General features: G+C 69.6%; 17 protein-coding genes. 9 read left to right on the top strand and 8 right to left on the bottom strand.

Annotation, left to right across the window (positions count from 1 at the left end; all coding sequences use genetic code 11):
• Nucleotides 1–19 precede the first annotated feature (19 nt).
• Entirely contained in the window at nucleotides 20–508 is a 489-nt protein-coding gene (locus AC1VNM_RS20745) for a hypothetical protein (RefSeq protein WP_483108154.1), read from the bottom strand.
• A gap of 390 nt (nucleotides 509–898) precedes the next feature.
• Here AC1VNM_RS20745 and AC1VNM_RS20740 point away from each other — a divergent pair, with 390 nt between their 5' ends.
• The 3 genes from AC1VNM_RS20740 (at nucleotide 899) to AC1VNM_RS20730 (ending at nucleotide 4,757) form a co-directional block, all read left to right on the top strand.
• Nucleotides 899–1,543 (top strand): PEP-CTERM sorting domain-containing protein, encoded by a 645-nt coding sequence (locus AC1VNM_RS20740; RefSeq protein ID WP_483108153.1) that lies wholly within the window; start codon nucleotides 899–901, stop codon nucleotides 1,541–1,543.
• A 10-nt stretch (nucleotides 1,544–1,553) separates the two neighbouring features.
• Nucleotides 1,554–3,746, top strand: a complete 2,193-nt coding sequence (locus AC1VNM_RS20735) for a phosphocholine-specific phospholipase C (protein WP_483108152.1) — start codon at nucleotides 1,554–1,556, stop codon at nucleotides 3,744–3,746.
• A gap of 108 nt (nucleotides 3,747–3,854) precedes the next feature.
• Entirely contained in the window at nucleotides 3,855–4,757 is a 903-nt protein-coding gene (locus AC1VNM_RS20730; RefSeq protein WP_483108151.1) for a DUF1444 domain-containing protein, read from the top strand.
• 27 nt (nucleotides 4,758–4,784) lie between these two features.
• Here AC1VNM_RS20730 and AC1VNM_RS20725 read toward each other — a convergent pair whose 3' ends face one another.
• The 4 genes from AC1VNM_RS20725 to AC1VNM_RS20710 form a co-directional block, all read right to left on the bottom strand.
• Nucleotides 4,785–6,599, bottom strand: coding sequence for a hypothetical protein (locus tag AC1VNM_RS20725; RefSeq protein WP_483108150.1), 1,815 nt, complete (start codon nucleotides 6,597–6,599; stop codon nucleotides 4,785–4,787).
• Between the two features lie 14 nt (nucleotides 6,600–6,613).
• Complete coding sequence (locus AC1VNM_RS20720) at nucleotides 6,614–8,317, bottom strand: Hsp70 family protein (protein ID WP_431100654.1); 1,704 nt, start codon at nucleotides 8,315–8,317, stop codon at nucleotides 6,614–6,616.
• Nucleotides 8,318–8,473: 156 nt separating this feature from the next.
• Entirely contained in the window at nucleotides 8,474–9,403 is a 930-nt protein-coding gene (locus AC1VNM_RS20715) for an SDR family NAD(P)-dependent oxidoreductase (protein WP_483108149.1), read from the bottom strand.
• Nucleotides 9,404–9,420: 17 nt separating this feature from the next.
• Nucleotides 9,421–10,191, bottom strand: a complete 771-nt coding sequence (locus tag AC1VNM_RS20710; RefSeq protein WP_483108148.1) for an SDR family oxidoreductase — start codon at nucleotides 10,189–10,191, stop codon at nucleotides 9,421–9,423.
• Between the two features lie 168 nt (nucleotides 10,192–10,359).
• Here AC1VNM_RS20710 and AC1VNM_RS20705 point away from each other — a divergent pair, with 168 nt between their 5' ends.
• Complete coding sequence (locus AC1VNM_RS20705; protein WP_483108147.1) at nucleotides 10,360–11,277, top strand: LysR family transcriptional regulator; 918 nt, start codon at nucleotides 10,360–10,362, stop codon at nucleotides 11,275–11,277.
• A gap of 86 nt (nucleotides 11,278–11,363) precedes the next feature.
• Here AC1VNM_RS20705 and AC1VNM_RS20700 read toward each other — a convergent pair whose 3' ends face one another.
• Entirely contained in the window at nucleotides 11,364–12,263 is a 900-nt protein-coding gene (locus AC1VNM_RS20700; RefSeq protein ID WP_483108146.1) for an MBL fold metallo-hydrolase, read from the bottom strand.
• Nucleotides 12,264–12,362: 99 nt separating this feature from the next.
• On the opposite strand from AC1VNM_RS20700, the gene AC1VNM_RS20695 reads away from it, so the two are divergent.
• The gene (locus tag AC1VNM_RS20695; protein ID WP_483108145.1) at nucleotides 12,363–13,319 is read left to right on the top strand and encodes a LysR family transcriptional regulator; all 957 of its coding nucleotides are present in this window, start codon (nucleotides 12,363–12,365) and stop codon (nucleotides 13,317–13,319) included.
• Here the strand turns inward: AC1VNM_RS20695 and AC1VNM_RS20690 are convergent.
• Entirely contained in the window at nucleotides 13,300–14,124 is an 825-nt protein-coding gene (locus AC1VNM_RS20690) for a substrate-binding domain-containing protein (protein WP_483108144.1), read from the bottom strand. The genes AC1VNM_RS20695 and AC1VNM_RS20690 overlap by 20 nt on opposite strands.
• A 105-nt stretch (nucleotides 14,125–14,229) precedes the next feature.
• Nucleotides 14,230–15,183, bottom strand: coding sequence for a LysR substrate-binding domain-containing protein (locus AC1VNM_RS20685; RefSeq protein ID WP_483108143.1), 954 nt, complete (start codon nucleotides 15,181–15,183; stop codon nucleotides 14,230–14,232).
• 125 nt (nucleotides 15,184–15,308) lie between these two features.
• Between AC1VNM_RS20685 and tcuC the strand changes: the two genes are divergently transcribed.
• From tcuC to AC1VNM_RS20665, 4 genes are all read left to right on the top strand, one after another.
• Nucleotides 15,309–16,583 carry a tricarballylate/proton symporter TcuC gene (gene tcuC, locus AC1VNM_RS20680; RefSeq protein ID WP_483109312.1) on the top strand — a complete coding sequence of 425 codons (1,275 nt, stop codon included), beginning with the start codon at nucleotides 15,309–15,311 and terminating at the stop codon, nucleotides 16,581–16,583.
• A 152-nt stretch (nucleotides 16,584–16,735) separates the two neighbouring features.
• Nucleotides 16,736–17,137, top strand: a complete 402-nt coding sequence (locus AC1VNM_RS20675) for a GntR family transcriptional regulator (RefSeq protein WP_377159271.1) — start codon at nucleotides 16,736–16,738, stop codon at nucleotides 17,135–17,137.
• A complete protein-coding gene (locus AC1VNM_RS20670) occupies nucleotides 17,134–18,096 on the top strand; it encodes an ABC transporter ATP-binding protein (RefSeq protein WP_483108142.1) in 963 nt (320 codons plus the stop codon). The genes AC1VNM_RS20675 and AC1VNM_RS20670 overlap by 4 nt, the downstream gene beginning before the upstream one ends.
• The gene (locus tag AC1VNM_RS20665; RefSeq protein ID WP_483108141.1) at nucleotides 18,093–19,586 is read left to right on the top strand and encodes a hypothetical protein; all 1,494 of its coding nucleotides are present in this window, start codon (nucleotides 18,093–18,095) and stop codon (nucleotides 19,584–19,586) included. The genes AC1VNM_RS20670 and AC1VNM_RS20665 overlap by 4 nt, the downstream gene beginning before the upstream one ends.
• Nucleotides 19,587–19,660: the final 74 nt, after the last annotated feature.

Raw genomic sequence — 19,660 nt, 5'->3', positions numbered from 1 at the left:
AATCTGCGTGGACAAGCTATCAGCAGGGGCCACCATCGGTCAGACGAAGGTAGAACGAATCGCGATCCAGGCGGCGACTTCGGAGGACGTCGTCGAGTCGTTTGTCCCAGGTGTTCGCATCCTCGTAGTCCAGCGAGGTATGCACGTCATATCGCGCCCAAGATCCTTCCTCGGTTTGGAAGGTGCAGAGCCAGGGCTCGCCGTCGAGGCGAATCCGATGGCGCCTCAGGAACTCTCCGGTCAGGTGCAGCATGGCCAATGCATCCGAAGCTGAAATCCTGTGGTGCTTCAGGACTTCCTTCAATGCCTGCGCGGAGGCGTCCCAGTCTTCCATTGCACATCGGGCGATGAGGTCGGCGTCGGCTGCAGCGCCAACGGCGACATGGGGGTGTCGCAACGCGTGAATCAGCGCGTCGAAATCTGCCTCGCTCGAATGGGTTCGTTGAACAAGCAGTGACGTCGTCGCGATCTCGGCATCAGTACGATCGTTCTTGAATTTCACGCTCATTGTTCGCTCACTTTCGTCGGTGGGTTCTGTGATCCGATACCTGCAGTTTCGGCAAGTGGGGACCTCGCGTCTTTCCTCCAAATTGCGGTCTCGACGGGGGAACTGGTCCGGGTAGGTCATTCCCCCTCCCGATACTGATCAAAGCCATTGCGCCTCAGCGTTACATGACGCCTTCGCGTCGCTCCCGCGACGCGCCCCTGCTTCCAGGGACGACGGCCCCGCGGGCAAGTTCCGGGCCCGTCGCTGACACCGACCGGTCACCGGTCTGTCACCCCGCCCTCTGAACATCCGCCCCGTCCAACCGCGACCGCAGCGTCAAGACCTGACCCCCCGGGCAGATCGACGCGCGGGCGCGGCGCTTCCCGTCCGCCCGACCTCCCTGGAGTCTCCATGCGCAAGCCCTTCGCCCGCTCCCTCGCCCATGCGTTCACGCACGCCATCCCCCGCGCCTGCGTGCCGCTGGTGCTGGCCATCGCCGCGCCGTTCGCGTCCGCCACCGTCGTCACCTTCGACGACCTGACCGACGACGGCCTCGTCCCCGCCAACTACGCCGGGCTCGACTGGTCCGCCAGCTCCTGGTTCCAGTACGGCGGCGAGCAGGCGCCGTACACGCCGCATTCCGGCGACCGCCGCGCCACGCTCGGCTTCGATGGCGGCAGCGCCACCAGCGCCATCGGCTTCCTCACGCCCAGCACCTTCCAGGGCGCCTGGTTCGCCGGCTTCGACGGCGTCAACGTTGCGATCGACCTGTACTTCGGCGGCTCGCTCGTCGCGTCGACCTCGCTGCTCGACCTGAGCGACAGCCCCGCGTTCCTCGGCAGCGGCTACGCCGGACTCGTCGACCGCCTCGTGTTCCGCAGCAACGATCCGGCCTTCTTCGTCATGGACGACCTGACCTTCGCCGCCGTGCCGGAACCCGCCTCGGGCGCGCTCGCGCTCGGCGGCCTCGCCGTCGCCGCGCTGGTGATCCGCCGCCGCAAGACCTCGGGACACGCCGACGTCAATGCCAACGCCACCGCCACCGCCACCGCCTGAGGAGCCCGCCATGACGCAACAGCAACCGCCCCGCCGCCAGTTCCTCCGCGCCGTCGCGGGCGCCGCCGGCGCCACCGCCGCGATGACCAGCTTCCCGCCGGCCATCGCCCGCGCGCTGTCCATCAAGGCGGCCGTGCGCACCGGCACGATCCAGGACGTCGAGCACATCGTCATCCTGACCCAGGAGAACCGCTCCTTCGACCACTACTTCGGCACGCTGAACGGCGTGCGCGGCTTCGGCGATCCGTTCCCGGCGCCGGTGGCCGACTCGGCCAACGTGAAGGGCCGCTCGGTCTGGGTCCAGCCCACCGTCAACAACGCCGCGCCCGGCGCGATCGCACCCTTCCACCTGAACACCGCGCAGAACTTCGCCTTCATGCGCGTCAGCGGCACGCCGCACTCGTGGACCGACGCGCAGGCCGCATGGGACCACGGCCGCATGAACAACTGGCCCAAGGCCAAGCAGAACCATTCGATGGGCCACTTCAAGGAGCAGGAGCTGCCCTTCCAGTTCGCCCTGGCCAACGCGTTCACGCTGTGCGACGCGTACCACTGCGCGACGCAGACCGGCACCAACACCAACCGCCTGTTCATCTGGACCGGCACCAACGATCCGCTGCGCCTGGGCAACGGCCCGTCCACCGACAACAGCCACGACTGGTTCAACCCGAATCCGCTCGACGACTACACCTGGACGACCTACCCCGAGCGGCTGCAGTCGGCCGGCATCAGCTGGCAGGTCTACCAGAACATGGCGGACAACTTCACCGACAACTCGCTGGCCGGCTTCAAGGTCTTCCGCGACGGCTGGTACAACCGGCCGGGCTTCTCGCAGGTGCTCAAGGACCGCGGCATCTCCACGCGCGACCTCGACCTGCTGCGCGACGACGTGATCAACAATCGCCTGCCACAGGTGTCGTGGGTCGTCGCGACCGCGGAAGGTTCCGAGCATCCCGGTCCGTCCAGCCCCGCGCAGGGCGCCGACTACACCGCCAAGGTGCTGGACGCGCTGACCTCGAATCCCGACGTGTGGGCCAAGACCGTCCTGTTCATCAACTTCGACGAGAACGACGGCTTCTTCGACCACGTGCCGCCGCCGGCCGCGCCCTCGTACGTGACCTGGAACGTGAACCCGGCGCAGGCCGTGATCGCCGGCGCGTCGACCGTCGACACGACGGGCGAGTACTGCGAGATCCTCAACGGCGCGTCGGCCACCTACCTGCACCGTCCCTACGGCATGGGCCCGCGCGTGCCGCTGTACATCGTGTCGCCGTGGAGCAAGGGCGGCTGGGTCAACTCGCAGGTGTCGGACCACACGTCGGTGCTGCGCTTCATCGAGGCGCGCTTCGGCGTGAAGGAGACCAACATCGGCCCGTGGCGCCGCGCGGTCGCGGGGGACCTGACCTCGTGCTTCAACTTCGCGGATCCGGAGGACAGCGAGTTCTTCTCGAAGCTGCCCGACACCGTGGCGCTTGCCAACAAGGCGCGCGCGCTGCCCGGCACGACGACGCCGGCGATTCCCGGCGCGTTGCAGCTGCCGTCGCAGAACGCCGGCGTGCGTCCGGCGCGTGCGCTGCCGTATGACCTGCAAGCCACCAGCGCGCTGACGCCGGGCGCGGGCCCGAATGCGACGTCGATCGCGGTCACGTTCCAGAACACCGGCAGCGCCGCCGCCGTGTTCCATGTCTACGACCGCACGCGCCTGGGCGAGATCCCGCGACGCTACACGGTCGAAGCCGGCAAGCAGCTCACCGGCAGCTTCGCGCCGCAGGCTGCGGGCGCCTACGACCTGTGGATCCTCGGCCCCAACGGCTTCCACCGTCATCTCGCCGGCAATGCACGGCGCGCGGCCGCGGCGGGTCAGCCCAATCCGGATGTCATCGCGAAGTCCGCGCCGGCCACCGGCGAGCTGGTGCTGACGCTGGTGAACACGGGGCCTGTTGCCGCGACCTTTACCGTCGCGCACAACAAGTACCAGGGCACGGCGCCGCGCACGGTGAACGTGCCGGCGCGCAGCAGCAGCGAGCTGCGGATCGGTGTCGCCGTCGCGGCGCATTGGTACGACGTGTCGGTGCGCGTGAACGGCCAGGCCGATTTCCTGCGCCGCTTCGCCGGCCACATCGAGACCGGCGCGCCGTCGGTCAGCGATCCCGCGATGGAAGGTGTGGCGAAGGCGGATCAGTACCGCGTGCAGGGCGCGTGAAGGCGCGCTGAGCGGTGCAGCGGGGCGTGAGCCCCGCCGCAGGTTGGGCGAGCCGCGGGAGCGATGCTTGCCCAACCCGGGCCTCCCCATGAAAACACGGAGGTCCTCATGTCCGTCATGCGTCTTCGTCTCCAACGACAACCGCGTTCCGTTCTCCGATCCACCCTGACCGCGGTCGCGGCCACGGCTGCGTTCTGCGGTGCAGCAGCCGGCGCGTTTGCGCAGTCCGCAGGCGTCCCTCAGGACGCGATCGGCTTCACCGAGTACGTCGCCTCGCAACTGCGTCAGCAACTGGGCGATGGCACCGTCGTCGTCCGCGAGCCGCTGACGCTCGGCGTCGCGGACCAGCGCACGCGGCTCGACAAGCTCTATGCGGGCTGCCAGACGAATCGCGGTAACTGCGCCGACGATGTGAACGTGTTTGTGAAGACGACGACGCAGCAGTTCCGCGCGTCGACCATCCCCGCGACGCGCGAGTCGCTGCGGCTGGCGGTGCGCACGGCCGCGTCGGTGCAGCAGGCGCAGCGCGAGGCCGGCGGCGACGCGACGACCTTCCGGCCGCGGCCCTTCATCGGTCCGCTGGTGACGGTGCCGGTCTTCGACACGATGCGCGCCTCGCGGCTGGTCAGCGAGAAGGACTACAAGACGCTGAACCTGTCGGTCGACCAGGTGCGCGAGACCGCGCGCAAGAACACCTATGACGCGATGCCGCAGGTGCTGCAGCAGGCCAAGCCGGTGCCCGCGGGCGAGGTGGGCAAGCTCGACGGCGCGGTGCCGCAGCCGAGCCGGCTGCTCTTCATCGACGACTGGAAGCCGCTGGCCGATGCGCAGAAGGGCAAGCTGATCGTCGCCGCGCCGGCCAACGACACGGTGCTCTACGTCAGCGACGACGACGCGTCGACGCTCGATGCGCTGCGGGCGCAGGTGCGCGAGCTGATGGGCAAGTCGCCCAATCCGTTGACGGACGTGCTGCTGCGGTGGTCGCCGTCCGGATGGGTGCCGGTGCAGTGAGCGCGTCGGCGGTGTCCATGGCGGCGCTCAGGCCCGGCTCATGTGCGGACGGACCAGCCGCCGGCCCAGCGCCCAGCCGACGCGCTGCAGCGCGAGCAGCCATCCCCCGCTGAGCCACAAGGCGCCGAGGGCCGCCAGCGCGAGCACCGTCGGCGGACTGCCCGCGGGCAGCAGCGGCGGCAGCACGCTGGCGAGCAGCAGGGCGCCCAGCGTCATGCGCAGCCCCGCGATGCCGGACAGCCAACTCGTGAGCACCGGCAGGCCGACCGTCATCAACACGGGGATGGCCGGCCAGCCGCCGTGCGGCCGCGCGGGCTGCAGGCGCCAGACCGGATTCGGCGTATACAGCCCGGCGCGCAGCACCATCGGGCCCGCCAGGACCCACGCGGCGAGCAGACCCGCCGGCAGCGGCGCGACGGCGCCCGGCAGCGTCAGCAGATAGAGGTAGAGCCCCGTCTGCGTCATGCCGGTGGCGAGGTCGTCCGGCATCGCCAGCATCACGCCGAGCAGGGCAGCGAGGATGGCCAGCGGCACCAGCCACGCGTGGATGGGGTCCCTGATGGGGACCAGGCTGTCGAGGTAGCCGGCCACGCCGCTCGCCGCCAGCAATCCCACGCCGATCCAGGACCACAGGTGCGGCAGACCTCGAACGCGCAGGCGTCCGAACGGCGACTCGGCGACCCGCTTCCGGCCCTCGCGCAGCGAGCCCATCAGCGTGTCGAAGACGACGATGCCCAGCGGCACCGAAATGCCCAGGACCACCGCGTGGCTCACCGCGCGCGGCCAGTCGTGGCCGATCGCGAGGTGCAGGCCGAAGAGCAGGATCAGCAGGAGCAGGAAGTGCCATCCCTGCACGCGCTTGATCAGCGTGAGCGCCGCCTGCTGGTCGCCACGATCGGCGCCGAGCCGGCGCAGCAGGAAGCCGCCGGCCTGATGCAGGTGCAGGTGGAAGGCGTAGCCCATCATCGCCGCGGCCAGCGAGGCGATCGAGCGGTCCCGGTCGCGCACCGATCCGGCCAGCCGCGCGACGGCGGCCGTCGGGCCGAACTCGCGCAGTACCGCCGGATCGGTCACCGGGCGCGGGAACTCGCGCAGCAGTTCCATCAATCCCGCCATGCGCTCGGGGCCGAGGCGGCGCTCGGTGCGGAAGTCCTGCTCCCACGCGAAGTGGTCGCGCAGCAGGTCGATCATCGCCACGGGCAGTTCGGCGTGGGTCTCGAGGATCAGGTGCGCGAAGCAGATCGACGCGTGGTCGCGTGCCTCCAGCGGCATCGCGAGCAGTTCGTCGCGCAGCGCCGGGACGGCAGCGGCCAGGCGCGGCTGGCCTTGGCGGCGCAGCTGCATCAGTTCCTCGCAGATCACCTCGGGCGCCCGCCATGCCGGCAGCGTCGGGGTGTCGGGTGCCGGATCCGCGTGGTGGAGAGGTCTGTCGCGCTGCAGCACGTCGTCGTCGCGCGGCAGCGGCAGCGGCGGCAACTTCGCCAGAGCCGCCTCGCGCGTTGCCGCGTCCTGGTCGGACGACGTCGGAGGCTTCGCGGGCGGCTCGTCGGTCGCGATGGCGGTCGTCAGGGCGTCGGCCACGTCGGCCACGTCGGCCACGGCGGGGGGCTGGGCCGCCGCTTCAGCTTCGGCGCGCTCCACGGACTGCTGATGCCACCGCGCATGCCCGACGACCCGGTCATACGCCTCGCGCAGCGCCTGGTAGGCCTGCGCGTCATCGTCGGGTCGCGTCTTGCGCAGCGTCTTCGCGTAGGCGCGCTTGATCTCGCCGAGGTCGGTGCTCGGCGCTGCAAGCCCCACCGTCTCGCAGTCCTGACGCCAGGCCTCCTGCCAGTCTTCCATCGCGACGCTCTCCGTCAGAAGCGGAAACCGCCGTCGATGCTGTCCAGCGCCTCGCGCATCTGCTGGCGGGCGTGGCGGATGGCGCGCGGATCCTGCGTGTCCAGCGCCTGCTCGAACTCGCCCAGCCACGACTGGATCGCGCTGCGCTGCTCGCCGAGCCGGTCCTCGTAGAGCCGCTTCGCGCGCTCGACCAGATAGCGGTTCTCTTCCTCGTCGCGCGGATGCCGCTTGAGCGCGCGCAGCTGCTTGAGCGCCTCGGTCATCTGCGCCTCGCTCATCTCGGTCGCGGTGTTGCGGATCAGCGTGCTGGCGGTGTGGCCGCCCAGCACGTCGCGCACGTCCGCCTCCAGCAACCCGTTGGCGTCGTAGGTGAAGCGCACTTCGATCGAGGCCTCGCCGGCCGGCGCCGGCGTCAGCGCGATCTCCAGCTTGCCCAGGTGCAGGTTCTCGCTGCCGATCGGGGACTCGCCCTGGCGGATGTCCAGCTCCACGGACTTCTGCTGGTCGCTCACGCTGAAGTAGCGCTGCATCCGCGACACCGGCACCGGCGTGTTGCGCTCGATGATGGGACTGAAGCGGTCGTCCACCCGCTGCTGGCCGACGCGCTGCGACGTGATCACGCCCAGCGAGAACGGCATCACGTCCGTCAGCACGACCTCGTCCAGCGCCGCGTCGCGGGCCTTCAGGCCCGCCTGCACGGCCGCGCCCTGCGCGATCGCCTGATCGGGATCGATGGTCCGCAGCGGCAGGCGCTGGAACAGCCGCGTGATCATCTGGCGGATCATCGGCATGCGCGTCGCGCCGCCGACCAGCACCACCTCGTTCAAGGCGCCCGGCGACAGCTGCGCGTCCTGCAGCGCGCGCTCGATCGGACGGCGCAGGCGTTGCAGCAGCTCGGCAGTGGCGGACTCGAAGTCGGCGCGGGTGATCTCCAGTTCGGCGCGGCGCCCGTCCAGCATCAGGCCCATGACGGCGCTCTCGCGCTCGCTGAGGTCGCGCTTGGCCTGCTCCGCGGCGCGCCACCACAGCGCGGGATCCTTCTGCAGCCGCTCGCGCTCGGCCAGCGACAGCGCGCCGCAGCGTTCGATGAACAGCTTGCCCATGGCATGCGCGAAGTCCTCGCCGCCCAGGCGTGTGTCGCCGGCGCTGGCGCGCACCTCGACGACGCCGTCGAAGTACTCCAGCACCGACACGTCGAAGGTGCCGCCGCCCAGGTCGAAGACCAGGAAGGTGCTGTTGTCCGGCCGGTCCTGCAGGCCGTAGGCCAGGCCGGCGGCGGTCGGCTCGTTGAGCAGCCGCTCGACCTTGAGTCCGGCGAGCTCGCCCGCGGCGCGCGTGGCGCGGCGCTGGGCCTCGTTGAAGTAGGCGGGGACGGTGATGACGGCCTCGGTGACCGGCTCGCCGAGGAAGGCCTCGGCATCGGCCTTCAGCGACTGCAGCACCAGCGCGGACAGCTCTTCGGCGCGCAGGTTCCGGTCGCCGAGCCGCACCGTGCGGTCGGTGCCCATCAGCCGCTTGAAGGCCTGCGCGGTGCGGGCCGGATCGGTGGCGGCGCGCTCGCGGGCGGCCAGGCCCGTGATCAGCTTGCCCGCGTCGTCGATCGCGACCGCCGAGGGGGTCGCGAAGTCGCCCAGGGCGTTGGGGATCAGCTGGGGACGGCCGTCGCGGAAGACCGCGATGAGGCTGTTGGTCGTGCCGAGGTCGATGCCGACGATCATGGAATTCGGAGGGGTCGGGTGTTGCGCGGCGGAGGGCCGCAGGCGCGCCTGAGCGCGAGGCGGCGGCAGGATATCAGCGCCCCGCCGCCGCGGGCCCCTCGTCCACCCGGAGGCCCCCCCACGGGGGAGGCCTTGCGTGGCGAATCCGGCGACCTGTCACACCGCGGTGGCGCCGGCGTTGCGCACCGTCAACAGGTCGCCGAGCTGGACACGGCGCAGGAACTCCGACCGGATGCGGTCGGCGACCGCGCTGACGACGTTGCTGCCGTCCTCCGACGGGTCGATGTGGACGCGGAACGGCCGCTTGCCGAAGGGTGTGCCGACGACGTCCACGACGGCGCGGGCCACCTCGGTCGGATCCGCGTCCGCCGGCTCGGCGGCGGCGAGCTTGGTCATGATCTCCTGGGCCAGGCCTTGCGTCGGACCGCTGTCATAGGCCGCGACGCGCTCGACGTCGCCCGGCGAGCCCGAGTGCACGAAGTGGTTGGTGCCCTTGGTGAAGGCGCCTGGAACGACGATCGCGGTCTCGATGCCCCAGCGCGCCAGTTCGCCCGCATAGCTGACGGCGACCGCGTCCATCGCCGCCTTGGCCGCGAAGTAGGGCGCGAGGTACGGTGGCGTCCCGCCGCGCGTGCTGCTGCTGCCGATCCACAGCAGCAGGCCGCGACCCTGGCGGCGCAGCTGCGGCAGCGCCGCGCGGTTGACGCGCTGCGCGCCGATCACGTTGACGTCGTAAAGCTGCGCGTACTGCTCCGGCAGGAAGGCCTCCGCCGGGCCGAAGGCCATGTGGCCGGCGTTGTGCATGACGACGTCGAGCCGGCCCTGCTCGGCCACGATGCGCGCGATGGCGGCGTCTGCGGACTCCTGCGACTGGACGTCGAGCTCCAGCGCATGGAGCTTCACGCCGTGCTCGCGGGCATAGGCGTCGACGGCCGCGACCTGCGGCGCGTTGCGGCCCTGCGTGGCGCGCATGCTGGCGTAGACGATGTGGCCGGCATCGGCCAGCGCGCGGGCGCTCATGGCGCCGAAGCCGCTGGAGGCGCCGGTGACGAGGATGACCTGGGAAGAAGAGGTTGAAGTGCTCATGACAGTGCTCCCATTTCTCAGGCGAAGCCGCCGTTGGCGCGCAGGACCTGGCTGTTGATCCATCCGCCGTCCGGGCCGACGAGGAAGGACACGGCGTTGGCGATGTCCTCGGGCGTGCCGAGGCGTTCCAGCGGAGCGACCTTGGCGACGCTGTCGATCTGCTCCTGCGACTTGCCCTTGAAGAACAGCTCGGTGCCGACCGGCCCCGGAGCGACCGCGTTGACGGTGATCGAGCGGCCGCGCAGCTCGTTGGCCAGCACGTGCACCAGGCCTTCGACGCCGGCCTTGGACGCGATGTACGGGCCGTAGTTGGGGAAGGACTTGGCGATCACGCTGGTCGACAGCGCCACGATGCGGCCGCCGGCGGCGACCTTCTCCGCGGCGTGCGCCAGCACCAGGAAGGCGCCGCGCAGGTTGGTGTCGATGACCTGGTCGAAGGTCTCCAGGCTGGACGGCTTGATCGCGGCCATCGGCATCACGCCGGCGCTGTGCACGACGGCGTCGAGGCGGCCGTAGCGACGCAGCGTCTCCTCGAACAGCGCGGCCACCTGGCCGGCGTCGGACACATCAGCCTGCACGGCGGTGGCACGACCACCGGCGGCCTCGATGGCGGCAACGGTCTCCTGGGCTGCTGCGGCGTTGCCGGCGTAGTTGACGACGACCGAGTAGCCGTCGGCGGCCAGCCGCTTGGCGATGGCCTGGCCGATGCCGCGTGAGGCGCCGGTGACGAGGGCGGTGCGCAGTCCGTGGTCGGTGGAGATCGAGGTCGGGATGGAAGTGGCGGTCATGGTTCGCTCCAAGGGTTGAGGGAAGCGCCTGAGAGGGGGAGGCGGGAGGGGGAAGGGCTTCCGGGTTGCGATGGAACGAATTCTGGTTGTTGATCTGATCCGGAAAAAGGCGTGACAATTGACTTGTCAGTTCAACCTGACTCAACAAACGCCTGCGAGGATGCTGGCATGGACCGATTCGAGACCCTTCAGTTGTTCACCCGGATCGTGGAGCTGCGCAGCTTCACGCAGGCCGCCGCCCACCTGGACATCCCCCGGGCGACGGCCACGCACGCCATCAAGGCGTTGGAGGCCCGTTTGGGCACGCGACTGCTGGACCGCACCACGCGGGACGTGCGGCCGACGCTCGACGGCCAGGCGTATTACGAGCGCTGCGTGCTCGTGCTCAACGAACTCGACGACGCGGAAGCCTCGTTGAAGCAGGTGGCGGCGAACCCGCGCGGCGTGCTGCGCGTGGACATGCACGGGGTGCATGCGTCGCACATCGTGTTGCCGCGCATCGATGAGTTCCGCGAGCGCTTTCCGCAGATCGAGCTGGTGGTCAGCGGCGGCGACCGGCTGGTGGACCTCGTGCGCGAGGGCGTCGACTGCGTGCTGCGCGCGGGCACGCCGCGCGACTCGACGCTGATCGCGCGCAAGCTGGCCTCAATGCCGCAGGTCGTGTGCGCGAGCCCCGATTACCTCGCCCGCGTCGGCACGCCGCGGCATCCCGACGATCTGCCATGGCACCAGACGGTGCGCTTCTTCGCCAGCGGCGGCGGCGCGGACTATCCGCTCGAACTCACGGTGGATGGACAGTTGCGGCGCTATCCGCTGCCGGGATGGATCTCGGTCAACGACGCGCAGAACTACGTCGCCTCCGCGCTGCGCGGCTGCGGGCTGATCCAGGTGCCGCGCTTCCACGTCGAGCAGGAACTCGCCGACGGGCGACTCGTCGAAGTGCTGTCGGACTGGGAGAGTCCGGCGATGACGTTGTCAGCGCTCTATCCGCAGCATCGGCAGCTGTCGCCGCGCGTGCGGGTGTTCGTCGACTGGCTGGCGCAGCTCTACGCGGAGAAGTTCCCGGCGCCGCCGGCTGCGGCCTGACCGAGCGCCCACGGCGTCCTCTGCCGCCGAGATCGCAAGGGCCAGGTTGCCCAGGCCGATGCGCGACGTCCCGGAGCGCCGCGGCCTCACCCCCACTTCATCTCGCCCTTGGCCACCTTGGCGCCAATCTGCAGCGCCACGCCCATGCCCGCATTCGGATAGCGCCGGGTCATGGCGGCGATCAGTGCGGCGCTGTCGGCGGCCTTGGCCAGCTCTTCCTCGAACGCCACGAGATAGTCGCGCGTGTATCGGATCGCCGAGATGTCTGTCGCCGCGCCGGGTGCCAGGTGGCCGGGGACCACCACGGCCGGCTTGCGCGCGGCCATGGCATCGAGCGTCCTGATCCACGCCGCACGCGCCTGCGCACCCTGCGTGTCGGCCGTCCAGACATGAACGCCGGAGAACACCAGCACCCCGCCGACAACGGCGTTGAGCGAGGGCACCCAGAGGTAGCGCCGGTTCTCGAGACCCTCGGCATCCACGATCTCCAGCGGCTGGCCCTCCACCGTGAGGGTCCGGCCGTCGAAGGGCTCGGGCATGACGATGTCCGCCAGGACCTGCGGACCGTTTTCCTTGAGCTGCGGCCCCCAGGTCGCCAGCTTCTTGGCCACATTGCCCTGGATGGCCGCGATCGTCGCCGGCGCGGCGATCACCTTGGCGGCGGGAAACGCTGCCTGGATGGGCGCGAGGCTGAAGTAGTAGTCGGGGTCGCTCTGGCTGATGTAGACGGTCGTGAGCTTCTTGCCGCTGGCCTTGATGGCCTCGGCCAGCGCCCTGCCGTCGGGGAGCGTGAAGCCGCCGTCGATCAGGATGGCGTCGTTGGCGCCGGAGATCAGCACGGGAGCACGGAAGAAGCCGTTCTCGCCGGCAGGGAAGTGCTTCCAGGTCAGTCGTGTCGTTGCAGCCAAGGCGTTCTTCACGCCCAGCATGGCCGTCGCGACACCGGCGGCGCCTGCCGTCTTGATCACATCTCTGCGCGTCGTCATGGGGGTCGTGCCTTCTTCAAAAAGTGGAGGGGGAGGGTCTGGACCCCATCGTAGGCACCGAGAATTGATCATCAAATACACACGTGATAAACACAATGTATGTTCAAGGCAAACAATCTGGCTGAGAACCGCACGGGAAGCCACGGCAACCTGAGGCGGCTGACCTACTTCGTGGCTGTGGTGGAAACCGGCTCGTTCACGGCGGCGGCAGAGCGCCTGGGCATCACCAAGGCCGTGGTCAGCCAGCAGGTGGCGCGGTTGGAAAGCGAGTTCCGGACCTCACTGCTGGTGCGGACCACGCGCCGGGTGCAGCCGACCGAAACCGGGCGCGCCTTCTACCTGCGTTGCGCCACGATCCTGCGCGAAGCCGAGGAGGCCTTCGACGAACTGGCCGAGGGATCGACCGAGCCGTCGGGCGTCCTGCGCTTGACGGCGCCGTTCGACTACGGCGTCGGGATCGTCGTACCGGTCATCGCCGCTTTCATGCAGCGGTACCCCGCCTGCAAGGTCGACGCCATCCTGAGCGACCAGACGCTCAACATCATGGACGGCAACATTGAACTGGCGATCCGTGTCGGCTGGCTGGCGGAAACCGGGCTGCAGGCGCGCAAGATCGGCTCGTTCAGACAAGTGCTTGTCGCCGCCCCCGCGATGGCGCCGCAGCTCGCGCCGCTCACCGGACCGGAAGACATCGCCCGGCTTCCTTTCGTCGCCAACACCGCGTTGCGCGATCACCTCCACTGGGACTTCTCCCTCGGCGAGACCGAACGCCGGAACGTGACCGTGCAAGCGTCCGTCCGCCTCGATGCGACGCTGGCCGTGCGCGAGGCCGTGCGCCATGGCATGGGACTCTCCGTCCTTCCGGATTTCGCCGTCGAAGAAGACCTGGCCGCAGGGCGTCTCATCGAAGTCCTGCCGCAATGGCGCCTGCCTTCCGGCGGCATTCACGCGGTGTTTCCGTCGGCGCGCTTCCGCCCCGTGAAGGTGAGAGCCTTCGTTGATCTGTTGGCGGACAGCGAGCAGCGGCGACGGGCCCTCAACGGGTCACAGGCATAGGCGCGATGGTCGATGTCGGATGCAGCCCACTGCGCTTCAGGGCGTCCGCATTCGCTGTCGCGGCCAGATAGCGGATGAATGCCTGTGCTGGCCCGTGATTCCGACTGGAGCTCACCACGCCGGCCGCATAGGGCGTGACCTTCTGAATCTCCTCCGGCAGCTCGCCGACGATGCGGATGCCCTTCACGGCCTGGAGTTCGCTGCGCTGCTGGCATCCGAAGGCTGCCTGGCGTGAGGCCACGATCTCGCCCACAGGCGTCGCCGGGATCTGGCGGCCCTTCGCCTTCACTTCTTCCTCGATGCCGAGCCGCTTCAGCAGCACGTGCTGGATGTACTCACCGCTCGCGCTGTCCGACCAGGCGATGGAGGCGGCGCCCAGGAACGCTGCCTTGACCTTCTCGACCGTGTCCAGCTCAGGCGCCGGCTCCCCGGCCGGCACGGCGCAGGCGATGTACGAATCGGCGAGGACGACCTTCGTCGCCCCGTCGACCAGCCCTTGCGCGATCAGCTTGTCCAAGGCCGGGCCCACCATGATCACAACGTCCAGCGGCTCGCCGCGGGCGAGCCGTGCCGGAATCGCCTGCTTCGTCTCTCCCATGGAAGGCCCGAACTGCCGATCGACGATCGCGCCGGGCACGTCCTTCTCATAGCGGACGGCCAGCTCCTTGAACGCCTCGGCGAAGCCGCCCGAGGACACCGCGACGATGCGGTCCGCGGCTTGCGCCAGCGGCGCGGCGGAGAGTGCCGCCACCAGGACGGCAGGGAGAACGAGACGGCGGCGGCTGGACGAGGACGGGCGTTGCATGGGGAGGTCCGGAATCAAGATGCCTGGATCTTGAGGACCCCCTGCCGATGCGTCCAGTGCAAGGTTCAGCACATTCATTGCGCGGCATGCATCACGCCCACCGCGTCAAGCCGCTGAAGCGCCCTTTCGGCTGTCCTTCGGCGTCGCGTCCTGCGCCACGCCCGCCTTCTTCAGCGCCTGCACGAGCAGCTTCGCCAACACCTCGGCCTGGGTGGAGAGCCGATGCCCCTTGCGCGTGATCAGGCCCAGCGTCCGGCTCACCAGCGGCCGCGTCAGCGGCACGCCCACCAGGTCCTTCGACGAGGTGCCGGTCAGCGCGAGCCGGGGAATCGCGCTGACGCCCAGCCCCGCCCGCACGAGCGCCAGCGCCCCTTCCACGTGATTCACCTCGACATGCGTCGTCGGCCGAGCCTTGGCCTGCGCCACCGCGTTGTCCAGCAGCATCCGGTTGCCGCTGTCCGCCGCCAGCGAGATGAAGCGCTCGCCGACGAACTCCTCCCACCCGACCGACCGCAGCGTCGCCAGCCTGTGCCGCGCTGGCACCGCCAGCACGTAGCGCTCCTTCACGATGGCGGCGAAGTCGATCGACGGCTCTTGCGCGCCGAGGAAGTTGACGCCGAAGTCGGCCTGCTTCTCCACGACGGCCTTGAGCACCTGCGGCGCGCTGAGGTCCAGCATCTTGATCCGCGTGTCTGGCTGCAGCTTCGCGAATTGCGCCAGCACCTCCGGCAGCAGGTGATTCGCCACCGACGGGATGCAGGCCACGGTCACCAGCCCCGCCCGGCGCTCCGCCCGGTCGCCCACGTCGGAGATCGCGTTCTGCAGCGCGGCCAGCGCCTCGCCCGCATGGGTCAGGAACTGCTCCCCGTCCTCGGTCAGGCTCACCCGCCGCGTCGTGCGGTCGAAGAGCCGCACGCCCAGCGCCTCCTCGATGCGGTCGATGCGCCGACTCAGCGCCGACGGCGAGATGAACAGCGCCTCCGACGCTGCCCGGAAGTTCATCCGCTCCGCCACCGCGACGAAGGCCGCGAGCTCACCCAGGTCGAAATTGATTCTCATGGCGCATCAATCGTTCCGTTCTTTGCACTTCCCGCAACTTTGAAGGAAAAGCATGATGCCCCACAAGAGAAAAACCGATTCCGGAGACTGCCATGACCTCTCTGACCGCGTCGGCGACGACCGCGATGCCGCCCAGGATGCCCCGTCGCGCTGCCCTCGGCGCGGTGCTCCGCGTGACCAGCGGCAACTTCCTGGAGATGTTCGACTTCTTCCTGTACGGCTTCTACGCGACCTACATCGCGCAGACCTTCTTCCCCAGCGACAGCGAATACCTCTCGCTGATGCTCACCTTCGTGACCTTCGGCGCGGGCTTCCTGATGCGGCCGCTGGGCGCGATCATCCTCGGCGCCTACATCGACAAGATCGGCCGCCGCAAAGGCCTGATCCTGACGCTGGCCATCATGGCCTGCGGCACGGTGTTGATCGCCTTCACGCCGGCCTACGCGACCATCGGCGTGCTGGCGCCGGTCCTCGTGCTGACCGGCCGCCTGCTGCAGGGTTTCTCCGCCGGGGTGGAACTGGGCGGCGTGTCGGTCTATCTCGCGGAGATGGCCACGCCGGGCCGCAAGGGCTTCTACGTCAGCTGGCAGTCCGCCAGCCAGCAGGCCGCCATCATGGTCGCCGCCGCGCTGGGTTACGGCATCAGCCAGTGGTTCTCCACCGCGCAGATCAGCGAGTGGGCCTGGCGCATCCCCTTCCTGATCGGCTCGCTGATCCTGCCCTTCGTGTTCCAGATCCGACGATCGCTCGCGGAGACGGAAGCCTTCCTCGCCCGCAAACACCACCCGTCGATCGGGGAGATCGTCGCCTCCATGCTGCGCAACTGGGCCCTGGTGGGGGCGGGGATGATGCTGGTCGTCATGACGACGGTGTCCTTCTACCTGATCACCGTGTACACGCCGACCTTCGGCAAGTCCGTCCTGCACCTGTCCGCCACCAGCGCCTTGCTGGTGACCTTCTGCGTCGGCCTGTCCAACTTCGTGTGGCTGCCGGTGATGGGCGCGGTGTCCGATCGCATCGGCCGCTGGCCGCTGCTCGTCGTCTTCAGCCTGCTCACGCTGCTGACCGCCTACCCGGCGATGTCCTGGCTGGTCCAGGCGCCCAGCTTCGAGCGCATGCTCGCGGTCGAGCTCTGGCTGTCCTTCCTCTACGCCAGCTACAACGCCGCCACCATCGTCGCGCTCACGGAGATCATGCCGGTGGAAGTGCGGACGACGGGGTTCTCGCTGGCCTACAGCCTGGCCACCGCCATCTTCGGCGGCTTCACGCCGCTGGTCTCCACCTGGCTGATCCAGACCACCGGCAACAAGGCCGCGCCCGGTCTCTGGATGAGCGGCGCCGCGGCCGTCGGCCTGGCCGCTACCGCGCTGCTCTATCGCGGGATCGTCAAGGCGCGATGAACGCACGGCCATCCACTTGACGTCTCCCGGAAGAAGTCCGGTCACCGAGTGAAGTCCTCCGCCGCCTGCGGGATTGACGCATCGTCCTGTTGTGTATTACTGTACTGATACACGCTGACGATGCCGTCGGCGCCGCCAATCGCCACTTGCCGATGGACGCCGACCTCCTCTTCAGCATCAACCCGGGCTCCCCCGAGCCGATCTACCGCCAACTGGTGGAACAGCTGCGCCGCCGCGTGGCCAGCGGGCAGCTGGTGGCGGGGCAGGAGATCCCGTCCGTGCGCGAGCTGGCGCAGGCGCTGGCGGTGAATCCGATGACGGTCTCCAAGGCCTTCGGGCTGATGGAGGCCGAGGGGCTGGTGGAGCGTCGCCGCGGCTTGCCGATGGTGGTGGCGGCGCAGCATCAGAAGGCGATGAAGACGCGCGGCCGCGTGGAGCTGCTGCGCCCCACGCTGGAGAAGGCCGCCGCGGAGGCGCGCCAGCTGGAGCTGCCGGCGGATCAGGTGCTGGCGCTGTTCAAGGCGCTGCTCGAGGACCAGGGAGAGACGCGATGACTCACACGCTGAAGCAGACACTGCACGAGACGCTCGATCACTCGATGACGATCAGCCCGGCGCAGAGCCGGGCGCTGGCCGATGACGCCCTCGCCGCACCGCCGGTGAGCGCGAGCGGCCTGCGGGTCGACTTCAAGGGCCAGCCGGGCGTGCTGGCGGGCCTCGATTGGACGCTGGCGCCGGGGCAGGTGGTCGGGCTGCTGGGCCGCAACGGCGCCGGCAAGACCACGCTGCTGGAGACGCTGCTGGGCCTGCGCGAGCCGCAGGCCGGCGAGGTGCGTCTCTTCGGCCAGCCGGCGCTGACCCCGGACGACGCGCTGCGCGCACGGCTGGGCTACGTGCCGCAGCAGGCGGCGCTGTTCGAGGACTTCTTGGCCGGCGACCTGCTGCGCTACTTCCGCAGCTTCTACACGCGCTGGAACGACGCGAAGGTCGACGGCCTGATGTCGCGTTGGGAGATCCCGCGAGATCGCCGTGTCGGTCAGCTGTCGCAGGGGCAGCAGCAGCGGCTGTCGATCATCCGCGCGCTGGCGCACGAGCCCGACCTGCTGGTGCTCGATGAACCGGTCGCCAGCCTCGACGCCGCCGGGCGGCGCGACTTCCTGCGTGAGCTCGTCGATCAGGTGCTGGACCGCGGCACGACGGTACTGTTCTCGACGCACATCCTGTCGGACCTGGAGCGCGTGGCCTTCAACGTCGCGTTCCTCAGCCGCGGTCGCATCGCGCTGCAGGCGCCGCAGGACGCGCTGGCGGATGAGGTGCGCTTGCTGGCCGGGCCGCTGGGCCGGCTGCAGGCGGCGGTCGACGCGCATGGGGGTCAGGTGCTGAGCCGGCGCGACCTCGGCGAGCAGCCGCGCTGGCTGGTGCGTTTCCCCGAGGGGAAGCTCCCGCAAGGCGATGCCGCGCTGCGCTGCGAGGCGCTCAGCCTTGAGGACCTCTTCCTGGAGCTGACGCAATGAACGCGGCGATGAACGCGGCGCTCCCGCTGCCCGGCGTCGGCGGACACGTCGCGGTGCTGCGCGCGACGACGCGGCCCTTGCGCCGGCTGTGGTGGCTGCTGCTGCCGGTGGCCGGGATCACGGGCCTGACTTCGATGAAGTCCGCGTCCGCAGCGGGCGTCGCGTTCTGCATCATGGTCGCGATCGGACTGCAGTTCGTGTGGTGGCTGTGCGCAGGTGCCTTGAGCATGCAGAACCACCCGATCACCGCGCGTCTCGTCCCCGGCCACCTGCGTCTGTTGCGCGAGGTCGGGGTCGCGCTGTTCCTGTTGATCGCCACGGCGACCGGGTTGCTGCTGCATGCCGTGTTCGGCCACTTCCTGCTGTTCACGATGCTGGCGGGGGCTGTGCTCGTCAGCGTCTCGGTCGCGCTGCGCTGGCCGATCGCCTGGTTCGTGATCTGGGTCTTTCCGTGGATCCCGAGCGCGCTGCTCAAGGACACCGTCGTCTGGCGCGAGACCGCGGCGGTGCTGCGCGGCTGGCACGAGCAGCAGCCCGTGACGCAGGCCGCGCTGGCGATGATCGCGCTGAGCGTGATCCTCTGGCACCTGTTCCAGGACGGCGGCCCCGGGCACTTGCGCTCCTGGCAATCGGCCAAGATGTTCAGCGACCTGATGTCGATGAAGGCGACCTGCGCGACGCGCGCCGCGCGGCCGCCTGCCCACCCGGTCCTGCGCCTCCTCGGCAAGCCATTCACCTGGGGCCTGCCGACCTGGACCCGCCACCTGATCCGCACCGCCACGCCGACGGCCGACAGCGTGGCGGCGCGTGCAGAGGTCGCCGCCATGCGGAACCTGCACTGGTCGGCGACCGTGGGCGTGGCCGCCGTCATCTTCCTGGCGCTGCTGCTTGCGGAACTCGCGGTGCTGTACTGGCTGCCCGCACCGCGCGCGGCGACGGTGCTGCACAACGCGCTGCCGGGCGCCTCGTTCGGCGTGATGTGTGCGTTGTTCGGGCCGACGCTCAGCCTCTCCGCGATGCTGCGACGGACCCGGATGGAGCAGGCCTTGCTGACCCTCGTGCCCGGCATGCCGCGCGGCGAGGCGATGAACCGCGTGTTCGCGCGCCGCATGCTGACCCAGTTCCTGCTGGTGCTGGGCTTCGGGGCGGCGGTGTTGATGCTGATGGTGGCGCTCGTGCCCGGCGACTGGCCGCGCGACCAGCCGCTGATGGGTCTGCATTTCGCCGCCATCGCGCTGCCCGCGGGGCTGCTGTTGTGGCAGGACTGGTCGCGCAAGCGTCAACCGGGAGCGACGCAGGCCGTGCTGCTCATGCTCGGAGGGATGCTGGTGGCCGGACTGAGCATCGGCGCGAACCGGTTCTTCGAGATCATGCCCTGGCATGTCGTGGCGATCACGGCACCACTGACCGTCGTGCTGGCCGCGTGGCGGTGGCGCGCGGTTCGGCGCATGGCGCCGTTCTGGCCGGTGGGCAGGCACGCCGGAGACTGAGCTTTCGCCTTGCAGGTGGCGCGGTGTGCCGCGCCTTCTGTTGCGCGACAACCTGCGACCAAGACATTTCCGTC

The sequence above is a fragment of the Mitsuaria sp. MSU3D genome (assembly GCF_056867975.1).
This window is presented reverse-complemented; position numbering and strand designations above follow the sequence as displayed.

What these genes read in the sequence shown, in the direction of transcription:
- AC1VNM_RS20705 (WP_483108147.1), top strand. Translation starts at nt 10,360, where the DNA reads ATGGACCGATTCGAGACCCTTCAGTTGTTCACCCGGATCGTGGAGCTG.
- AC1VNM_RS20685 (WP_483108143.1), bottom strand. Translation starts at nt 15,183, where the DNA reads ATGAGAATCAATTTCGACCTGGGTGAGCTCGCGGCCTTCGTCGCGGTG.
- tcuC (WP_483109312.1), top strand. Translation starts at nt 15,309, where the DNA reads ATGCCGCCCAGGATGCCCCGTCGCGCTGCCCTCGGCGCGGTGCTCCGC.
- AC1VNM_RS20745 (WP_483108154.1), bottom strand. Translation starts at nt 508, where the DNA reads ATGAGCGTGAAATTCAAGAACGATCGTACTGATGCCGAGATCGCGACG.
- AC1VNM_RS20690 (WP_483108144.1), bottom strand. Translation starts at nt 14,124, where the DNA reads ATGCAACGCCCGTCCTCGTCCAGCCGCCGCCGTCTCGTTCTCCCTGCC.
- AC1VNM_RS20720 (WP_431100654.1), bottom strand. Translation starts at nt 8,317, where the DNA reads ATGATCGTCGGCATCGACCTCGGCACGACCAACAGCCTCATCGCGGTC.
- AC1VNM_RS20715 (WP_483108149.1), bottom strand. Translation starts at nt 9,403, where the DNA reads ATGAGCACTTCAACCTCTTCTTCCCAGGTCATCCTCGTCACCGGCGCC.
- AC1VNM_RS20670 (WP_483108142.1), top strand. Translation starts at nt 17,134, where the DNA reads ATGACTCACACGCTGAAGCAGACACTGCACGAGACGCTCGATCACTCG.
- AC1VNM_RS20675 (WP_377159271.1), top strand. Translation starts at nt 16,736, where the DNA reads ATGGACGCCGACCTCCTCTTCAGCATCAACCCGGGCTCCCCCGAGCCG.
- AC1VNM_RS20740 (WP_483108153.1), top strand. Translation starts at nt 899, where the DNA reads ATGCGCAAGCCCTTCGCCCGCTCCCTCGCCCATGCGTTCACGCACGCC.
- AC1VNM_RS20735 (WP_483108152.1), top strand. Translation starts at nt 1,554, where the DNA reads ATGACGCAACAGCAACCGCCCCGCCGCCAGTTCCTCCGCGCCGTCGCG.
- AC1VNM_RS20730 (WP_483108151.1), top strand. Translation starts at nt 3,855, where the DNA reads ATGTCCGTCATGCGTCTTCGTCTCCAACGACAACCGCGTTCCGTTCTC.
- AC1VNM_RS20725 (WP_483108150.1), bottom strand. Translation starts at nt 6,599, where the DNA reads ATGGAAGACTGGCAGGAGGCCTGGCGTCAGGACTGCGAGACGGTGGGG.
- AC1VNM_RS20665 (WP_483108141.1), top strand. Translation starts at nt 18,093, where the DNA reads ATGAACGCGGCGATGAACGCGGCGCTCCCGCTGCCCGGCGTCGGCGGA.
- AC1VNM_RS20700 (WP_483108146.1), bottom strand. Translation starts at nt 12,263, where the DNA reads ATGACGACGCGCAGAGATGTGATCAAGACGGCAGGCGCCGCCGGTGTC.
- AC1VNM_RS20710 (WP_483108148.1), bottom strand. Translation starts at nt 10,191, where the DNA reads ATGACCGCCACTTCCATCCCGACCTCGATCTCCACCGACCACGGACTG.
- AC1VNM_RS20695 (WP_483108145.1), top strand. Translation starts at nt 12,363, where the DNA reads ATGTTCAAGGCAAACAATCTGGCTGAGAACCGCACGGGAAGCCACGGC.